The organism is Bacteroides sp. MSSM.1001136sp1_RTP21357st2_D2_RTP21359_211015, assembly GCF_040913205.1.
Taxonomy (GTDB): domain Bacteria; phylum Bacteroidota; class Bacteroidia; order Bacteroidales; family Bacteroidaceae; genus Bacteroides; species Bacteroides ovatus.
In genome coordinates this window covers 56,798-76,304 of the sequence record NZ_JBDFVF010000008.1, presented here as the reverse complement: position 1 = coordinate 76,304, position 19,507 = coordinate 56,798, and the positions used below count along the sequence as shown (strand labels likewise).

Annotated in this window: 14 protein-coding genes; 3 read left to right on the top strand and 11 right to left on the bottom strand. The window is 38.7% G+C overall.

Annotated elements, in window-relative coordinates; translation table 11 throughout:
* Positions 1-30 precede the first annotated feature (30 nt).
* From AB5217_RS07455 to AB5217_RS07415, 9 genes are all read right to left on the bottom strand, one after another.
* Positions 31-924 (bottom strand): helix-turn-helix domain-containing protein, encoded by an 894-nt coding sequence (locus tag AB5217_RS07455; protein WP_004318302.1) that lies wholly within the window; start codon positions 922-924, stop codon positions 31-33.
* A gap of 79 nt (positions 925-1,003) precedes the next feature.
* Complete coding sequence (locus tag AB5217_RS07450) at positions 1,004-1,369, bottom strand: DUF4469 domain-containing protein (RefSeq protein ID WP_004296035.1); 366 nt, start codon at positions 1,367-1,369, stop codon at positions 1,004-1,006.
* A 51-nt stretch (positions 1,370-1,420) separates the two neighbouring features.
* On the bottom strand, positions 1,421-2,215 hold the full coding sequence (locus AB5217_RS07445) for a DUF1566 domain-containing protein (protein WP_234123201.1): 795 nt from the start codon (positions 2,213-2,215) through the stop codon (positions 1,421-1,423).
* A gap of 33 nt (positions 2,216-2,248) precedes the next feature.
* On the bottom strand, positions 2,249-4,558 hold the full coding sequence (locus AB5217_RS07440; RefSeq protein WP_234123200.1) for a DUF4906 domain-containing protein: 2,310 nt from the start codon (positions 4,556-4,558) through the stop codon (positions 2,249-2,251).
* 30 nt (positions 4,559-4,588) lie between these two features.
* Positions 4,589-7,078 carry a fimbrial protein gene (locus AB5217_RS07435; protein ID WP_234123198.1) on the bottom strand — a complete coding sequence of 830 codons (2,490 nt, stop codon included), beginning with the start codon at positions 7,076-7,078 and terminating at the stop codon, positions 4,589-4,591.
* 21 nt (positions 7,079-7,099) lie between these two features.
* Positions 7,100-8,068, bottom strand: a complete 969-nt coding sequence (locus AB5217_RS07430) for a FimB/Mfa2 family fimbrial subunit (RefSeq protein ID WP_234123196.1) — start codon at positions 8,066-8,068, stop codon at positions 7,100-7,102.
* A 3-nt stretch (positions 8,069-8,071) separates the two neighbouring features.
* Positions 8,072-9,661, bottom strand: coding sequence for an Mfa1 family fimbria major subunit (locus AB5217_RS07425; protein ID WP_004318315.1), 1,590 nt, complete (start codon positions 9,659-9,661; stop codon positions 8,072-8,074).
* A 55-nt stretch (positions 9,662-9,716) separates the two neighbouring features.
* Positions 9,717-11,258 (bottom strand): DUF3868 domain-containing protein, encoded by a 1,542-nt coding sequence (locus AB5217_RS07420; RefSeq protein WP_004318316.1) that lies wholly within the window; start codon positions 11,256-11,258, stop codon positions 9,717-9,719.
* A gap of 7 nt (positions 11,259-11,265) precedes the next feature.
* Positions 11,266-11,853 (bottom strand): DUF3575 domain-containing protein, encoded by a 588-nt coding sequence (locus AB5217_RS07415; RefSeq protein ID WP_004318318.1) that lies wholly within the window; start codon positions 11,851-11,853, stop codon positions 11,266-11,268.
* 620 nt (positions 11,854-12,473) lie between these two features.
* On the opposite strand from AB5217_RS07415, the gene AB5217_RS07410 reads away from it, so the two are divergent.
* The 3 genes from AB5217_RS07410 (at position 12,474) to AB5217_RS07400 (ending at position 15,077) form a co-directional block, all read left to right on the top strand.
* Positions 12,474-12,998 carry a hypothetical protein gene (locus tag AB5217_RS07410; RefSeq protein WP_004318320.1) on the top strand — a complete coding sequence of 175 codons (525 nt, stop codon included), beginning with the start codon at positions 12,474-12,476 and terminating at the stop codon, positions 12,996-12,998.
* Positions 12,999-13,217: 219 nt separating this feature from the next.
* Positions 13,218-14,438, top strand: coding sequence for an AAA family ATPase (locus tag AB5217_RS07405; protein ID WP_004318323.1), 1,221 nt, complete (start codon positions 13,218-13,220; stop codon positions 14,436-14,438).
* 3 nt (positions 14,439-14,441) lie between these two features.
* Complete coding sequence (locus tag AB5217_RS07400; protein ID WP_004318325.1) at positions 14,442-15,077, top strand: RloB family protein; 636 nt, start codon at positions 14,442-14,444, stop codon at positions 15,075-15,077.
* 76 nt (positions 15,078-15,153) lie between these two features.
* On the opposite strand, the gene AB5217_RS07395 is transcribed toward AB5217_RS07400, so the two are convergent.
* Positions 15,154-16,677, bottom strand: coding sequence for a TlpA family protein disulfide reductase (locus AB5217_RS07395; RefSeq protein ID WP_004318327.1), 1,524 nt, complete (start codon positions 16,675-16,677; stop codon positions 15,154-15,156).
* Between the two features lie 162 nt (positions 16,678-16,839).
* The gene (gene mgtA, locus AB5217_RS07390) at positions 16,840-19,491 is read right to left on the bottom strand and encodes a magnesium-translocating P-type ATPase (RefSeq protein ID WP_368112694.1); all 2,652 of its coding nucleotides are present in this window, start codon (positions 19,489-19,491) and stop codon (positions 16,840-16,842) included.
* Positions 19,492-19,507: the final 16 nt, after the last annotated feature.

Below are 19,507 nucleotides of genomic sequence, written 5' to 3'. Positions count from 1 at the left end.
TATTTCGTATATTACTTAACTAACTATAAATCATGATCCATCTATCTGAATAAAAATTCTTTCTCTATAATCAGACGGTGTCATGCCGGTATGTTCGCGAAAGAACCTTGTCATAACGGAATTCGACTGGAAGTTTGTACGTGATGCCACTTCTTTTATTTCAAGGTCCGAATCCCGTAGAAGAGCCTTTATCTCAAGAATGGAATATTCTATAATCCAGTCTTTTGCCGAACGGCCGCTCATATCCGTAATTACCATTGTAAGGTGTTTAGCGGACACGCACATCTTTTGTGCATAAAACGCAACATCCCGGCTTACGGTATGAAATTCGATCACCAAACAAAAGAAGTCGAATAAAAGTTTTTCCTTACGGGTATATTTTACTAATTCGGCAGCTTTCGGATTTCTTTTATAAGCCACATAGATATCCCAATAGAAAACACGTAATAGTTGCATAATAGACTCCCGTCTGAATAAGTTCCGAGGCAAGTTGATACGATAAATCAGTATATGACAAAAGTGAATGAAGCGTTGACATTCTTCATTGCATAGCGGAGTGCTGAAATTTTTCCGCATATAAAAGAAAAAATCAAGAGTAGGTATACATACTCCGCTTATCGTATCCATAAACAAGTTTTTGGATACTTTGAGAAAAGTCATTGAAAAGTCATCGCTAATCTCTGTGACAGCAGCCAATTGGAAAGGAAAAATAACAACCAGATCATTGGGAACAATCCGTCGTTTATTACCAAAAACATTGAAAAGCGCACTGCCTCCCGTACATATCCCGTTTATCCCTTCTTCAAGATACGCAGGAGTTTCATTAAGCGGTAAATCGTCTATTTTAGTATAGACATTAAACTCTTCTGTTTCTGATATATTATCAAATACTTTATTTTGCCTATATGGCTTATTATCTTTCATTGACTGCAATTTATGCTATTATGCTGTTTGTCTTTATTTCTTGCTTCTATATATACATATGTTAATCGTGACATTTTGATTAAGTAAATTGTACAATCAAAGATATGGGAAAGATATATAAGAAACTTTCTTTATCTTTCATCAGAATCATCAGTGCCAGAAAATATTCACCTTCATCAATATCAGGAATGGTTGTATACACTTTATCGTCCGAATATTTATGAATATCACCACATTCTATCAACATTCTGTCATTTACTGAAGACACAAGGTATAGATTGGCGCTATCCCATGTTAACATATCCAAGTGATGTCCAGTGATGACAATGGGGGCTTGTGGTGTAATCCTCCCATTACATTTTTTACTTGAAGGATCATATACTTTTTCAATGGCAGGGAATGGTGCTCCTTCAATCATTAATATTTCGGCTTTTATCGTTTTCATTTTGTATGATAATAAGTGTGTATATAAACTGATGATGATTTTGTTCGTAACTCATTTTAATGGAATATCCCGGATACAGCGGAGATAAAGAGTGCTACCCTTGGAGATAAGGGATGATGTATATTTCACTGCCGTAGGATAAAATTTTATAGACCATGCATTCGTACTACTATTATTTTCTGTTCCCAACCAATAAGCTGTTCCCTTTTTATCATCTAACGACAAATCAAACGGCTGGAAATCGGTGCCTTTATCCTTGGTTCTCTCTAATTCCTTATAAAAAATCATAATTAGGCTTCCCTCCCTTAATGTAGGTATCCGCCATGTCCCAGGTTCATCTTTCCCGTCCTTTCCACGATACATTGCACATCCTTTGGGTACTGCAAAACTTGCCGTAGTATAACTATTTGTGTTTGCCGTAGCAAGGTATCCGTTCGCTGTAGCCCATTTCATTGTTTTCTCTCCCACATTCTTTCCATCACTATCATTTCCATCGCTACATACATTATCCGGAGAAATGATAAAGTATTCCGATACTTTCCAAACGATTTTTATTGTTTGATTATTCTCGTTGTAAGGATGTCGTGTAATCCGTTTTACATAAACATTCTCACCGTTAACTTGAATGGGTTCAGTATCCATACCGCTGTCGGTGTACTTAAATAATTGAATAGTTTTATAAAAGTCAGGGTTTTCACTTCTATTTTCCACCCTGTTTGCCGGTAACTCCATTGATTTAATAGCTGCATACTTAATTCCCGCCTCTTCATATATTTCAATCTTTTGAGAATACCCTTTCAGCAGGATAAAAAAAGATACGAAGATTATGACTGTTATTCTTTTCATTTTGTTCTTTATTTATTTTAGTTCATGTCATCATTAATCAGTATCGAGCGAGATATCTATATCTCTGACACATCTGGATGATCCGGTTTGCATTTTTTGATTAGAATTTACCCCTTGGTACCATCTTTTGACATAGTCATTTCCATCTTCTGTTGTGGCACTACCTGGAAAGCTTTCGTTGTTTAAAAAACTGCCTATATACATACCAATCATTTGATTAGACGCCGGAAAATACCATTTCATCTCCTCTTTATCAATTCGTCCGTCTCCATTTTCATCCCTGTTTTTGTCATAGCAAACTCTCGCTGAAAAGGAGCTGGCCGGATATTGATATTGATAGAGTAATACATATCTAGATGCATCTTTTTGCGGGGCAGCTATTTTTTCGTTGTTCCAAGGAAGATTTCTAATATTTTCAGACAAATTTCTCGTTGCCTCTTTCCCATAATCCATATTATCGGTTCCGTATGAATATGCAGCTGTTTCAACTTTATCATAACCATATTGTATTGTTCCCATAGTTGTTATACTTTCTAAATATTTAGGGCCGCGCACAGGCAATCTGTCATGTACCAATCCCATCGTATAGTTTCCGTCTGCATCTCTCTCTCCTCCGAAACGTCCGGCATATACTGCCGGTCGCTGATCCATCTTGAATATATGATAAGCTTGCACTGCTCCTCCTCCTTCACCTTCGGTCGTGGTAGTCACTTTGATATATAGGGAACGCTTTCCGTCCTTATCATTTTCACCGGGATTGACCAATTTGCCGTTTTCATCATAAACATATTCATTATTGTAAAGATAAAACGTCACTTGTGTAGGAAGTATGGTATTTGCTTTGACAGATGTAGCCAGCGGCTCATCAACATTGTTGAACGCATCTGTATAATTAGATGAGGAAGACAGATAGAGCCAACTCTTATTAGAAGAAACTTTTGTGATACAGAGATTATCCGTATATATCCCAACTTCCACTTTCCTTCCTTGAGTCTGTATAACTATGGGACGTACATCATAGGCTGCATCAAGATCATAGCTTACGCCCGCTTTGTTGTATTTAGTATTATCAAATTTTGCTCCTCCACCAACGCTTATATTCTGGCTGGCATGAAACTCTACATACTGACTGGCGGTATACATTCTGATCCGTTCGTCATTCTTTGCCGAAGTAAGGTCTGTATTTATGGTAGTACGTAGGTTATAAAAATGGTTGGGTTCTACGTCAAAGTTATTGGTATTGTTATTTCCAACATACATCTGGTAAATTGCATATTCGTCAGTTGCAGATGCAGTTGTCGGGTATGCCCATGCCTCAATCTGCGTACCCAATGGCGGTGCATCCCCAGCAGGGGTTTTATCAACAATTTTATAGTAGCGTTGATTTTCACTAAGAATTTTTTCTATCGTCCCTTGACAATTCTGTGCAACATACCAGGTTGCCGAATAGAAATCATTGGAATCGGGTCCCTCAAAATCAACAGTTTCAAGCGTGGCATAAGTGTCCTCTGCGGTATTTTTTGAAGGGTTGGAAAGTCGAATCGTATTGTTGACATTCAATAATTTCAGTCCTTGTAATTGGTAATTCTCCACTTCAAATTTATAGCGTAATGTAATGCGTGCCATCAACCTCCTGACTTCAATACCTCCTACAAAACCAACGGGCTTGTTGTATTCCACCAGGCCACGTTTACCATCATCAACGTTTACGACAGTGACTCCTGACACTTCTCCGGCAAATGGCACCTCATTATCAGCTGTGATAAGCGATTGGGTATGTCCTTCTACATTAGTCAGATATTTGAAATTCCATTTCTTAAGATCATCAAGTGTTCCCACTTCACTCATATCATAATCAAGTTTAGGTCCCAGTACAAGCAGGTATAAAGTCTGATTATCTGCCACAACTAAGGGAACATCTATAGTTACCATGTCATTAATAGCTGTCTTTACATCACTAAGTTTGTGGGGTTTTCCGTTAATCGAACCATTCTCATGAAACTGGAAAAGCCAAAGATTATATAACGAGGTTGTACCATCGGATACCCGGGTATTGGAGTTTATTGCATATTCCTTTTGCCCCTCTCCCAAAATTACTGTAAACGGCGAATCAGCATTGGTTCTGTTTCTAAAAAATGGCTTGGTAACTGCATACCCGCTCACAGACGTTGGCTCTACAGCAGGAGGAAGGCTGACATTCAGGCTGACCATCACCATTTTGCCGGTAGCATTTCCTGGATCGAATTCTTCCAGTTTATCTTTTGTACAGCTTGTGAATATCAGTGAAAACAAAGCAATGCAAGCTGTCCGGAAATACACATTATATTTTATTTTTATTGTCATATTGTGTCTATTTATCATCATACTTTCACCTCAATTCTCATTGTTGGAGGATATTGTTCCGTTCTGCTTAATTGTCGGACTGCCAAGAGGAACTGTCAAGTTGTTTTCATACTCTAAATATATATTTCCTATAAGCTCAACGATACTTGGACTATTGTTTTCCGGAATTGTTATAGTAACATCATAACTATATTTATTCGGTTCAGTATGTACTTCAGTACTTTTGCACCTTATGACACCTCCATAAGTGATTTGTAAATACAGTTTTCCGGAAGAGATTGTTACGTCCGTAGGGGTGAGGTTAATAGTCGTAGTATAAGATCCTCCTTCTTGCGGTATATTACCCATGCTGCTTAATCCCGTTTTTGCACGTAAATCATATCCGCTTTGTGAAACTGTGAGTATTTTATTTACTGTTTTTCCTTCCAAACCGATCCCCTCCACTTTCACTCTGAATGAACGCGGTGAGGTACTTTCTTTACGTTTGACGTATATCGGTATGTTTTGAGTGTTACCGCCATGGGTGGTATGTATTGTTTCTCCGGCTACAAATGAGAAATCGTCAAATTCGGTTGTTGAACCCACATATGCTCCTTCTGTGACAAGTGTTGCTGTCCAGTAAGGAATATTCGAGATAATACCAAAATAAGCATTTCCGCTCGTTTCAGTTCCCTGATAAGTAGGACTGCTGATGATACCTACTTCCAGTTGGCTTTTTATCATCTCATTGCGCACACAACGGATCATATACGCGTTTTGCCTGTCCATATTTTCTTGAATTTCTGCATTTTGCGGTTCTTCTCCGGAAAAATGGAATACGGTAGCATTGTTATCCCAATACCATCCATTGGAACGGTCTCCTTGCGATATACCGTTCGTATCCCTATATCTGTTATGTGGAGAAAATAGCCAATGGAATGAAGGATAACCCTGTGAATTACTTTCATTTTCTGCTGCCGTTTTCAATATTAGATTTTCAGCCGGAGTAGCCATGCGCCACTGCTTATTATCCACAATCCCCAAAGTCTTGATTTGAGATTCGGACAGTCCGGCAAGTTTGCAAGGGTCTCCCTTTCCCGCTGCTACTTGGACAATTGTATTATCTGTGGGTATTTTATCCGTTTCCAGATAAGGAATATCCGCCCATTCCGTAATATTTAAAGGAGCGTACGAGCCCGGATACCAAAGTACATCATTCAATATAGTGGCATTGGTAGGTGGGGTGAATTCCGTATTTGCATCCGGTGAACTTATGGCTATCAGGCTGCCGTATTTAAATAGGATATCCTTGTATCCTGTTCCTGAATGATATGCTTTCAGTATCCCTGAATAAACACTAAAGTCATTCCATATATTCACATTTCTGGACGTATCGGCTACGGCGTCATAGTCTGCAGCCTTGTCACTTACAATAACCAGTCCGTCAATAGGTTTCCAGTTGATAGTGATGTCATGTTCCTCCATTGCCACTATTTCCGCATAAAGTCCCATTGCTCCCATGCCGGTAATGGTGGCGTATATCCGATAATGGTTGTTTCGTGTCAGGTTATGATTTTTAGGAGGCTCTTGACCAATATTCAGCAGATAGATGCAGTTCAGTACCTGTGTACTGCCGTTTTTAAGAACGCATTGTGCATCAATTTTAAGATAGGTTGCTTGTGAAGCATTTTGAGGTTCGGACAATAGATGTTCGGGAATATAAGTAATAGGAATCGTTATGAAATCTATGTTATCAGGAATGGTGTAGTTATTTCCATTTATCGTATACGTACCGTTATTATCGAGTTCACCTGTTCCTGATATAGTAAGATCATCCGACCATACATTTTCTGTATATGCCTGCCCCTCTCCTATAGTAGTGGCGACCGGCATACGACACACTTTTACATTCAGTTTGGTTACTTTAAAATCTTCATCCTCATTGGTGATATTTTTAATTGCCGTAAAGCTGATGCGGGACACCATACGGTTTACCTCAATCGGCAGTTCCGTTGTCGTAACATTATTGATGGTAACTGTGGCATTTGTTCCGTCGCTACGAGACTCCACATAGGCACGTGACACATTTCCATACATAGGTGGCGGAGCAACAATACCTATAGCAGAGAATGTCACTTTTTCTATTTCATTTTCCAATGTAATGGCGGCGAGCTTTTCCGTAAGCTCCGGTGTTTCGTTACAGATGATGTAAATGTTGTTATATCCCCGTGCCGCTCTTATGGGAGCGATATATATGTTATCTACGTTTATGGAAGCATCAGAAACGTCGTTGTATACCAATTCGTTTTTGTCGTTAAACACAATTGCGCGTACGGATTTTATGACTTCATCATCGTCAGCAGTAGTATTGCGTGTTCCCATTTTAATACTCATCGGTATCCTTTCTCCTTCGTAAATACGTGCGCCTGTTGTTTCGTTCTCCTTTGTACAAGAGTAAGCAAACAAAGCAAATATTGTCAAAAGCAGGACATTTGCCGAAAATTGTATGTTGATAGTTATATTCATCCTTAATTGTGCCATAATTTCGTTTCAAAAAACGGCTTACATATCTGTTGGTTGAAACCAGTAGGTCCAGTTGTTAATAGTGATACTTAATGCTACATAACCGTTCTCTTCCTTATCTCCGATGCGGACGTTAATGTCCCACTGATATCTGCGGTCGAGATATTCCTGGTCACCCATCGCTTCCGGTTTACTTTTCAGCAAGTAGTCAATAAGGTTTATGGTTGTTTCTCCTCCAATGTCTATCGCTTTTCCTGATGTTTGCTCCGTAATGGAAAAAGGCATAGCGACATCTTTGACGAATCTAAGCGTGTGGAGCCGGGTCTGAAGAGATAGTTTGTTGTCTTCCTCATCCGCACAAGGGTGGTAAATTATGTTCTTGTTTCCATCTCCAAAATTATTTTTATAGTCATAAATACTGTTTGCCGCTATCAATTGTATATTGTATTTTGAAAGATCGACCTGATTGCTGCCTCGTGTAATGCCTATCGTTATATCATTGGTATTACGTATCAGGCTGACAGTTTCTGTATTGCTTATGTTCTCCGGAGAAAACATTTGCAGGGGACCGCTATGCCATAATGCATCAAGATGATTGTTGCTCATGTCATTATCGGGTTCGTATTTTAAGGATAGTTTGTCTATCGGATCACCTGCAGTCATTGATGATAGCCGGTAAAACTCATCTGTTTTTCCAGCCCATATAACAGCCGTACAGCCTTTCAGTCGATAGGGTATCAGCATACGATAGTCCGTATTTTTCAGCGGATTACCTTTTTCGATGAATGTCTGAAGATATTTCCCTTCTGCATCGAACACATAGACTTTTACTTCCTCCACCTGATCGGCAAACCAGTCTTCATTTACCATGTTATAGTCATACCTGAATTCAAGAAAAAGGTCACACTGGTCGAGATCGTCATGAAAGACGTCGCAACCGGTAATCCCTGCCGCCATAAAAGCGGCAAGGATTATTATGTATTTCTTTATGTGTCTCTTGATTTTCATCTATTAATGCAAATCAACACCTTGTGTCCAGTAAGTCCATGGATTGATAGTGATTTTTACAGAAATGTATGCGTCTGCTTCATCATCATCGGTACCCGGAGGTGTAGGATTAGTAGGATCAGGATCAGACGGGTCGGGAATCCACGGTGTTCCGGGACCGCTCACGCTCTGAAGTTCCAGGTGATACCAGTTGTTACGTACCACACCGTATCTACCTAAAGCCATTTTGGTTGTTACATTTTGGTCGTGACGAATCAGGACATCGTAATAGCATACAGATTCATGATAATAACGTACGGCACAGAAGCGTCCGATGATACCGGTTTTCGCAGTAAATTTGCCTGCGGTAAGCTCTGCAATCGCCTTATCTATGTCCGAAACACCCTCTGCCACGACACCCGCTTTTTTTAAGAATATAGGTAAGTCTGTTTTCAGTCCGCCACTAGCAGTGTTATTATATTCATCTTTAAGCTGGTCTAATGTATAATAGTTCCCTTTCCAAGAGAAATAACTGCTATTTTCGGTCAAACCATTGGGAGTATATGTAGCTTTTACCACTACCTTGGTGGTGAATCCTAATTGCTGTGCCTTAGCTTCCATTGTATTTTCAAGACAATACAGACTTGTTCCCTTACTCTGTGCAACAGCAGGTATCTCCTCACTTTCGCTATCTATATTTTTTAGATAATTGAAAGCTGCATCCATATTCGTTTCCATAGTACTCGCATTTGATACATCAGGTTGTTCGTCAGACAAGTAGTTTTTATCCTGACGATAAACCGCTCCAGTCGTGGCATTATCGTAAGTGATAAGTTCACTATACAGTTTCACACTCTTATTGGTAACGCTTAATTCCCAACCGCCGAAAGTAAATTTAGCACCATCAGGTTTGGTAGTAAAAGACTCCTTAACCACAAGCTCTACTTTTGCACTCAATCGATCTACAGAGATTTTTGCAGGATGGTCTTTTGCTTCTTTTTTTGCCGCATCTATTTTGTCTTGGGTATATCCATCCGGCTTATACACCGTTACTCCCATCAATGCTCCTTCTATGCCAGCTCCTTCGCCTACACTCGCCATCATGAAATTATCATTGGTAGCGATGTTGGCAATAACTGCCTCAATGGCAGTGTTAATTGCAGACCAAGGTTTACCTTTTACAGCATCCGCAGTTAAATTCCACCCTTTATTCCCGTCGGTGTAAGGATTGATAACCACAAATACTTTTTTAGTCTTCTCCGGTACTAATTGAGCTTCACTAGCTGCAGCTTCCGGGGTCCCTGTCCCCTCTGTGCTTGTTCCTCCGCTATTCCCAACGGTCAAACCATCAAAATTAACCACATCAAGGCACACATCTTCCTCGTCAAATAATAGAACTCTGACTGTCCCTGCTTTACTTTCCCCTGAACTTCCCGGTTTTTCTACTACATTCGCAGCTCTTGTAGTGGATGTGTGACTTTGCAGGGAAAGCGACAGATACGCCTTTCCATTCAGCTCACCGCTCGGAATATTCCCTTCCCGAGCATCTTCACTACTACAGCCGGCAAATATAAAAACTGCCAATGTAGATAATAGAAAACTTCTTGTTTTCATCATTGTTAAATGTTTAAATGTTGTAAATAAAAAGATAATTATAATATATAAAAAATCAATAATCTAGTTTACTCATCAATTCGATATTCTCTTCTTTTTTGGCTAATTCCTCCAGATTGAGATTTGCTTGTTTCAATCCGGATTCAGCAGCCTTATTTAGATGTAACTTTGCTTGTTCATAGTCACCTCTTAGCAGATGTAATACTCCCACGGCATTTTCGTATTCCGGTGTGGAAGTCTCTGCTCTCTTTAAGTATTTTTCTGCCAAAAGAGTGTCTTTACGTGAAAGTGCAGCCGAAGCGGCATTCAGATTGGCAATCTTATCATCAGGAAAGACGCTAACGGCTGTTTCAAATAATTCGATAAACTCCGGTGAACCATTTTTGTAAGTTAGAGCGACCAAATAAATTTCATTCAGGCTCAAATTTTGTGGCCGACTATGAATCAGCACTTTTGCCTGTTCTATATTAAAATTCTGAACATCGTACTCTATTTTACAGATCGCTTTACGCAGATGTGGGTAATACTCACGCAACATAAACCGATAAGGATTGCCCTGTTTATATAGCATCAACGATTTCTTGCGACTGGTATTCGTTCGGTAGTTTATTTCAACTGGTATGTGATCTATAATATGAAGAATTCCATCCTTTTCTGCCATGTCAGACTCTGCAACCATTTTACGTAGTCCTTCCCAGTTTTCGCCACCATATTCCACCTTGTATAATTCTTTAGAGAAAGGGAAACGAGGGAGAAGGTAATTAACAAGTGCCTTTGCACGTCCTTCGGAAAGCTGTTTGTTAAAAAGGACAGAACCCTCCGGTGAAGCATAACCAATGACTGATATTCCACGAATGGTAATAGTTGTATCATTTCTCACTTCGGCAAGCATAGAGGATATTTTTTCCAGTTCGACCGGGTTGTTCATGTAATCCGGCCTTATGATGGTCTTTGATACAACAAAATCCAGGAACGCTTCACATGACATCTCACGTTTTTTTACAGGTTCAACTTGGGGGCGGACATAACTGATATGCGGGACGATGTGATATGGAACAGGCGGTTGCTCCAAAGTGACGGTACCGAAAAGCGGAAACGTCGATAATAACTTGCCCGGTTTGCAACAGCCCATTACTTCCTTTTTTATATCCAAACGTGCATCTTTCATCCACGATTCGAATGGAATGACCAAGGAATATCGAATTTGTTTTTCTTCGGTTATTCCATATCCTTTCACAACATAGTACGGAGCTTCCGACTGGTAAAAATCACGTTCCTGTGTATTCATTAAGGCCAGTTTACGTTTCAGGTTTTGGAAATTACTATGCCCTTTGACAGAAATCTCCGGTAACTCCAGTTGGTGGTTTGCAGCAATCAATACCGGTATCAGTTCTATCGAATGATTGGAACTGACTTTTATTTTATCAAGGTCATAAAGCACTTGAATATGTAGGGAATCCCCCACTTGTTGCAATTCGATGGCTGTTGCTTGTATCGTTCCTTTATACCATTTGTCCGGCAGGTTTTCTCCATATAGTAATGGAGAAACGAGCAGTGACAGAGGCAACAGCCATAGGATAGATTTTAGATTTATCATGTTTTTGTTATTTTATAAGAAATATAAGTGAAACTGCTGCTTTAGTAGGTCCGAAATAGTTGCGATTTTCTGTTCCGGTCTTTTCACCACAAGTCTCGCATCGGAACTTGTCATAATGTAGTCTGACATACCCTATACCTATATTTGCTTCGAGACTCCAACGATTGCCTAAAAGAAAATGGTAGCCGTACGAAATGCCTCCGCCTATTCCCCATCCTTCATAGCGATAGTGACCGGAATCATCTCCAAATAGAAGCGGCAAATGATGACCGGCTATGTTGTACTGTCCGCCTAGTATATGTATTCCCCAAAAATGTCCGCTGAATCTTTCACACGTCCAATAACGATATTCTACCGAGCCAAGCCAATGCACCAGTTTCTTGTTTGAGGATGAATGAGCGGATGTAAACCAGTTGAAGCCAGCACCCAGATCTACTGTACCTCGCGGTGAAATCCCGAATTCGGTTTCCAGATTAGGTGAACTGGCGTATGTACCGTAGAGTAGGTTTGTTTTTACCGCTATCTTTTGAGCCGCACATTGTGAAATGCTTCCCCAAAATATAAAAAAAAGAATTGCTATGTCATGTATCTTCATTAAAATGCGTATATTTATTGCTTATTCGCTTATGTTTATTTAAATATTATACGCTGCAAATTTACAAAAGAAATATATATTAAAATAAAACGTTCTGAAATTGCACACAGATTCCGAAATTTCACTCAAAATAGCCACATAATCATCTAAGAAGCGAGTTTTAACACTCTCAAAAAAGGTTTATCCGGTAAACATTGTTAAATTATTATCCATTCTATTCAATTAACTTTCATGACATATCGGTTGTTTATACACGCGTAAAATAAACGATGTATAAAAATGATTATTTATATTTACACGTATTGTTTAATGCTTCAATCATCCATCTTGAAATATCGGAATATTACAACTAGTTTTGTTCCCGGATTTTAAGGAGTCATCCGTTTCTTTAAAAGGAACAAGGCGTTCCTCGGTGAGAAACAGGTCGTTCCTTTAAAAGGAACGGTTCCTTGGTTTTAAACCAAAAAACAGTATCTATAATACGCTGTATATCAATTTATTATAAAAAGAAGAATTCCGTCCCGATAACCATGGGAATATTCTCAATAAACCAAACGGAATTCACAGTCCAAAGGGCTGTATATACATACTTTTTTATTACAAACTTTAAAAATTTTCCCATGGTTACAGTTACAATTAATATCAAGCCATATTTGGCTGGATATATGTATGTCCGATATCGACAAAGTTTAGAACCCGATCCAGAGAACCAGTCTCATTCCTCCTCTCCTTCTCCTTCTTCTTCCAAACGACTTATCCCTATCCATCTCTCCCACATTACTCCAGTTTATCACTTCCTTCATCAACTATCTGTCCCTCATCCGCAAAATACTTCATGGAAAGAAATTGGGAATATTTGCTTTGTACTGCCCAAACCGCGTAATGGGAAGAATCCGGAAGTCTATAACTATATCGGAAACGATAGTGCATTGATTATAGAAAAGGAAATAGAAACGGAGATGAAAGCGGAATTATACTCCTTTCTATTGGATAATAAGTTCAATAAAGGAGTGATGTTTAAAAAGTCAATAGAACAATTCGTAGAGCACTACGAAATGGTAGGACTGGTACAGGAAGAAACGCTGATGAGGGCATTTCAAAGATGGAGGAAGTTGGTGAAAGAAGAAAAAGCTATAAAGCTATAATGAAAGTATATTGATTTTGATTTAATCCATAATGAAACGTGATATACTATACTAATCGCACCTCTTACTATCGTGCTGATATAGGATGGAATATTTTTTCTTTATAAGCGGGAATGTATGTTATTAGACATAAAATAATATAATTCACCTAATACATCTGCTTATATCATAAAATAAACAGTATATTTGTGATAAAATCTCGAATAAAGCAATTAAAATATGATTATTCAATTTACAATAGGAAATTTTCTATCTTTCAAAGAACAATCTACATTGTCGTTAGTAGCATCAGCTTTGAAAGAAATACAGGTTCCGGCTGAAGATATAATCTTTAATGTAGGAACTTCCGGATTATCATTAATGAAGAGCGCGGTAGTCTATGGTGCTAATGCATCAGGCAAATCCAATTTTATAAAAGCATTGGAATTTTTTAAGTGGTATGTGATAAATTCATCGAAGGATATTCAAGCAGGCGAACGTGTTAATATAGAAAGTTTCCGGTTAAACTCACTTACTGCGAACGAACCAAGTTATTTTGAAGCAATATTCTGTGATGAAGATAACCAATATCGTTATGGATTTGAAGCAGATAATTCATTGGTACATTCGGAATGGCTTTATCAAAAAGCCAATAAAAAGAGAGCTAAGGAAATTGAATTATTCTATCGGGAAAAAGATAATTTTGATATTCATACTAAGTTTGTCGTTGGTAAAGAACTTGCAGGTAAACGAATGGTGAGGGCAAATGCGTTATTGCTTTCTGTTGCGGCACAATTCAATGATCCGACAGCAGTAGAGATAATGACATGGTTGAATGATACCACTATTATTTCAGGTTCTAACGATGAAAAAATATGGAATACAGCAACTATCCAACTGGATGATATCAAAATGAAACAGAGAATTGTAGAGTTTTCCCGTTATGCTGATTTAGGTATTGAAAATATTGAAAAAATTGATAATGCTATTGTGAGTACACATACGCAATATGACGAGGAAGGTCATGAAGTCAAAACTATTACTTTCCCATTCAGGAAAAATGAATCGGAAGGTACAATAAAGTATTTTTCCCTGGCATACCCTATCATTGATGCTTTGGATAATGGAAAGCGTCTTATAATAGATGAATTTGACTCTAAAATGCATCCTCTTCTTACATGTAGAATTATTGCCTTGTTTAATTCAAAAGAAACAAATCCCCAAAATGCTCAACTAATTTTCACTACTCACGATACAAATTTGTTAAGTGCTAATATATTCCGGCGGGATCAGGTTTGGTTTACACAAAAAGACCGCTATGGTGCAACCGAACTTTATTCATTGGCAGAGTATAAAGTACGTAATGATGCTTCGTTTGAAAAAGATTATTTATCAGGAAAGTATGGAGCAATTCCAATTGTTGGAGATTTAACCCGTTTGTTTAATACCCAAGAAAATTAAACCATGACGGCTACAAAAAGGAAAAATATAAATCCGCGTATCGAAAGAAAGATAACCCGTATCAGTAGTGTACGTGAGGTGAAACAAACATTTCTGATTATTTGCGAAGGAGTTAATACCGAACCTGATTATTTCAACGCTTTTCGTTTGACTTCTGCCAATGTGAAGGCACTTGGTCAAGGTATGGGAACATTGGCATTAGTACACAAGGCTATCCATATAAAAGAGCAAGAAAAGCTAAAGGGACGAACATATAATCAGCATTGGGTGGTCTTTGATAAAGATGATTTTCCTGAAAATGATTTTAACTCTGCAATCCTGTTGGCACAACAAAACGGTTTTGAAGTGGCTTATAGTAACCAAGCTTTTGAATTTTGGTTTTTACTGCATTTTAATCTATACCAAGGAGCGTTGCATCGTTCCAGATATGAAAAAATGTTGAGCGCTTTGCTCGGATTTGCTTATACAAAGAAATCGGGTGTAAGTTCTAAAATGTTTAATACTTTGTTTTCTAAACAAGAACAAGCCATTAATCACGCTAAAACTATCATGAGACAATTTGATGGAAATAATCCAGCACAACAAGAATCTTCTACTACTGTTCATTTGTTGGTAAAAGAGTTGAATAAATTCCTATAATATAAATCGGAAACATTTGATATTTTTTGTGTGGGTTGCTTAATCTTTTCTTATTTGTCTTATTTCTCTCACAACATTATTTGCTGTCCTTTACAGCTTCCTCAATTCGAGATACAAATTGCGGATTGCTGGGACGTGCTGTAGTTCCGAAATCTACAATTTGCCCTTTTCTATTAATTAACAGATAATAGGGCATTCTATCTATTTTCCATTGTTTGCGAATTTTCTGTAAGTTATCTTTTCCAAAATAATCAGATGCATAAATACATTCAATTCCCCGGTTCTTCAATGAATACTCATTCAGACATTCTTCCCATTCTTCCTTGGGTTCACTTACACATATGGAATATATGACCAGGTCTTTGGTGGAATACTTACTCCGCAATTGTTTCAAAGGTTCCATTTCTGCCAGGCATGGTGGACACCACCTAGCCCAAAAATCGAAATAGATCACTTTTCCGTGATTCTTCTCAAGTATATTATAGACGGGTTCCATGTAAGGCATAGATGTTTTTAGCTTTGAGTTTTCGTGAAACTCACCATATAATAAATTATTGGAAACTGGTTGCGGATTTTCCAGGTAAGATTTAGTCTGATTATATATCTGCATCACTTGTGCACGCAAATGCGGCATTTTTACGATCGAATCAAACTGCGTGTGCCTCGTTGTTAAAGCAAGTGTATCATTCGCATTCAAAGAGCCAACTGTCATTTTAGTATATATATACTGGTTCAGTTCATTCTCTCCTACTGCCGACATAATCTCTTCTACAGATGGATTTTTTTTATCTTTGTATGTTATCCCATAAGCTATATAGCGTTCTACCTCATCAGCAATATCATATAAACGTGCCGAAAGAATCCCTTTATTATAAAGCTTATTGATTGCAGGCAGAAGTTTATGATATCGGTCCATTTCTTTTTTCGTTTTAAACTGGCATTGGTTACCATAGGATAACAAAGCGTAATAATAGTCCTGTTTCAGTAACTCTTCAGTAAATAACGTAACATCGTCCATTGGCTTATACTTCGTCAGATACTCGTTTCTCCGCTCCAAACGAAAGTCATATTCCTTCTTTAATTCAGTCTCAAAATCCTTAATATTCAAATTCGGGTTTATACTATAATTCTGTATGTAATAGTAGGCGCTTTCTGTAAATGCCAGTATTTCTTGATTCAACTTCTCTGCATCACCTGTTACTTTGGGATGAAAAAGATCTTTGAAGTCTATTTCCACGTGTATGCTATCTCCCGGGTGGATATACAAATGTTCCGCATAATTGCGAATGGAAACTTCTCTTAATTTTGCATAAACCGGAAAGCGGAATGAAAATGAACCATCTTCTTGTATGGGGGTACGATATTGATTTTCCATTTTCCAAAAAAATGGAATGATGAGAGTTAATTCCTTTTCTTGAGGATAAAAATCCCGGTTCAACACTTTTCCTGTGATAACAGCTTCTTTAATATATTCTTTTGCTAACGAATAACTTTCTTCTGTCTGTACAGATGATTCGAATTGAGATTTTGCCCGGTCTTTTTGCCCGCATCCGGCTAATAACAAAGAGGTTATTATCAGAAAGGAATAATAGTGTTTCATCGTGCCTGAATATTAGAAAGTTTGCAAATCTAAATAAATAAGAGTTCTTGCTCCTAAATATATGAAATTAATTTTAGGGGCAAAAACTCTTGACAGACAATTCGTCTCAATTTTAAATCTTTTACAATATATACATTTAATTTGCGAGATAAACAGACAAAGCTATAACCAGCGCACAAACTTCCTGATATACCAATTCTTCACGATCTGCGTCAAAATGCAATAAGAGAGCAAAATCCCAACCAGCCAGGGGAAATAGCTCAAAGGAAGAGCTGTCAATCCGATGGAACGCCCGAAAGCGGTGAAAGGAATAAGAATACCTATTGCCATGATTAAGAAGGTCAGTCCCATCACAGACCATGTGGCACGGCTTTGTATGAACGGTATCTTGCGGGTACGTATCATGTGGACAATCAATGTCTGTGATAACAAACCTTCCACAAACCATCCGGTCTGAAACAGTGTCTGATGTTCGGGGCTGTTGCAGCTAAATACGTACCACATAACCAGATACGTTATAATATCAAAGATAGAACTGATGGGACCTACATAAATCATAAAACGACTTAGATCGGACGCATCCCATTTACGGGGTTTCTTCAGGAACTCCGGGTCCATACGGTCAAAAGGAATGGTGGTCTGCGATATGTCATATAACAAGTTCTGGATCAATAGATGTATCGGCATCATGGGCAGAAACGGCAGGAATGCACTGGCAAACATCACACTGAACATATTACCAAAATTGGAACTGGCAGTCATCTTTATGTACTTATTGATATTGCCGAATGTCTTTCTTCCTTCGAGCACTCCGTCTTCCAATACCATCAAATCTTTTTCCAACAAGATAATATCTGCGCTTTCTTTGGCTATATCCACAGCAGAATCGACTGATATACCAATGTCCGACTGACGTAATGCACCTGCATCATTGATTCCATCTCCCAGGAATCCCACCGTATTCCCTTGTTCCTGCAACAGAGAGATGATTTGCGTCTTTTGTAATGGAGTCAGTTTTGAAAATAAAGTGGTATCCTTTACCGCTTCTTTCAATGCTGTTTCGTCCATATTTTCTATTTCTATCCCCGTAAGAAAATGACTGGTGTCAATTCCTACCTGTCGTGCAATAGCTTTCACTACAATATCATTGTCTCCCGATAGAATTTTAACTGCTACTCCATGCGCATATAATTGTTCGATGGCTTCGGCAGCAGAAGGTTTCGGAGGATCAAGAAAAGCAAGATACCCGATCAATACCATTTCTTTTTCATCTTCGATGGCGAAATTACAATCTTTCTCGATAAAACTTTTTTGGGAGACTGCCAATACCCTCATCCCCTGCTGATTCATATCTTCACTAATCATCTGTGCTTTGATTTTCAAGGCATCAGTCAAGGGGTGAATCTGCCCGTTGAACTCGGCATAGGAACAGACATCGAGAACCTCTTCTACCGCTCCTTTGGTGATGATTTGCCGCTTTCCCTGCCTGTCTTCTATTACAACAGACATTCTTCTGCGCGTAAAGTCGAAAGGTATTTCGTCCACTTTGGTATAGTCATCCTTCAGATGTTCCAGGCTCAAATCTCTTACATGGGAAAGAATCGCTTTATCCATCAGGTTCCTTAAACCGGTTTGGAAATAACTGTTGAAGTAAGCATGACGAAGAATACGTTTACTGTTGTCGTCACTGCCATCTGCATTGATATATTTTTCCAACACGATTTTATCGCAGGTCAATGTACCGGTTTTGTCAGTGCAGAGTATGTCCATCGCTCCAAAATTCTGAATGGCATTGAGATTCTTTACGATTGTTTTCTTTTTGGACATGGCTATCGCTCCTTTGGAAAGGTTGGCAGTCACAATCATTGGTAACATTTCCGGGGTAAGACCAACCGCAACGGATATGGCGAATATGAAAGCCTCGAACCAGTCTCCTTTCGTAAAGCCATTCACGAAAAATACAAATGGAACCATAACCAACATGAAACGAATCAACAAAAAGCTAACTTTACTAATGCCTTTGTCAAAAGCTGTAGTGGCACGATGTCCGACCAGGCTTTTTGCAATAGTACCCAGATAGGTTTTGTTCCCCGTCTCAAAAACGATTCCTTTTGCCGCACCACTTATCACATTGGAACCCATATAGCAAATATTGTCCAATTCAATGACACTTCCTTTTCGGAACTGCTGTCCACGTACCTCCGGAAACTTTTCTATCGGTTCGGACTCTCCTGTTAATGAAGCCTGGCTGATAAACAAGTCTTTCGAATCGATGATCCGAATATCAGCGGGAACCATGTCCCCAGCTGCCAAATACACGATATCCCCCGGGACGAGTTCCGTAATCTCGATCTCTTCTTCATGCTCTCCCGCACGTTTGGCAAGACATGTGTTTTTTACCATTTTCATTAAAGAATCCGTAGCCTCACTTGCTCGCCATTCCTGCCAAAAACGCAGGATAGCACTGAACAGCACCATGGATGAGATGATAATGACTCCCGTCCATTCCTGCTCTCCGGGATCGGCCATCAATACATCCAAAAATAAGGATATAATGGCGAGCCCGGTCAGAACACCAATGAAAGGATTGATAAACGTTTTGATAAACAGGATAAACGGATTCTTTTTCTGTTCATGTACCACTTCGTTTCTTCCATAAATGGATTGTCGCTCCTGCACTTCTCCCTGTGTTAATCCAAGCTTGGTTGTCTGCAAGTATGAATAGATTGACTTACTGGGTTGTGTGGCAACCAAAAATACTTTCTCTGAATTGAATGTGTACTGTGGTGAACGCAGTTTTTTCTTCCATACCATAATCTCTATTTTTTTT

Coding starts and splice junctions, on each gene's coding strand:
- AB5217_RS07455 (WP_004318302.1), bottom strand. CDS start 924: ATGAAAGATAATAAGCCATATAGGCAAAATAAAGTATTTGATAATATA.
- AB5217_RS07450 (WP_004296035.1), bottom strand. CDS start 1,369: ATGAAAACGATAAAAGCCGAAATATTAATGATTGAAGGAGCACCATTC.
- AB5217_RS07445 (WP_234123201.1), bottom strand. CDS start 2,215: ATGAAAAGAATAACAGTCATAATCTTCGTATCTTTTTTTATCCTGCTG.
- AB5217_RS07440 (WP_234123200.1), bottom strand. CDS start 4,558: ATGACAATAAAAATAAAATATAATGTGTATTTCCGGACAGCTTGCATT.
- AB5217_RS07435 (WP_234123198.1), bottom strand. CDS start 7,078: ATGGCACAATTAAGGATGAATATAACTATCAACATACAATTTTCGGCA.
- AB5217_RS07430 (WP_234123196.1), bottom strand. CDS start 8,068: ATGAAAATCAAGAGACACATAAAGAAATACATAATAATCCTTGCCGCT.
- AB5217_RS07425 (WP_004318315.1), bottom strand. CDS start 9,661: ATGAAAACAAGAAGTTTTCTATTATCTACATTGGCAGTTTTTATATTT.
- AB5217_RS07420 (WP_004318316.1), bottom strand. CDS start 11,258: ATGATAAATCTAAAATCTATCCTATGGCTGTTGCCTCTGTCACTGCTC.
- AB5217_RS07415 (WP_004318318.1), bottom strand. CDS start 11,853: ATGAAGATACATGACATAGCAATTCTTTTTTTTATATTTTGGGGAAGC.
- AB5217_RS07410 (WP_004318320.1), top strand. CDS start 12,474: ATGGTTACAGTTACAATTAATATCAAGCCATATTTGGCTGGATATATG.
- AB5217_RS07405 (WP_004318323.1), top strand. CDS start 13,218: ATGATTATTCAATTTACAATAGGAAATTTTCTATCTTTCAAAGAACAA.
- AB5217_RS07400 (WP_004318325.1), top strand. CDS start 14,442: ATGACGGCTACAAAAAGGAAAAATATAAATCCGCGTATCGAAAGAAAG.
- AB5217_RS07395 (WP_004318327.1), bottom strand. CDS start 16,677: ATGAAACACTATTATTCCTTTCTGATAATAACCTCTTTGTTATTAGCC.
- mgtA (WP_368112694.1), bottom strand. CDS start 19,491: ATGGTATGGAAGAAAAAACTGCGTTCACCACAGTACACATTCAATTCA.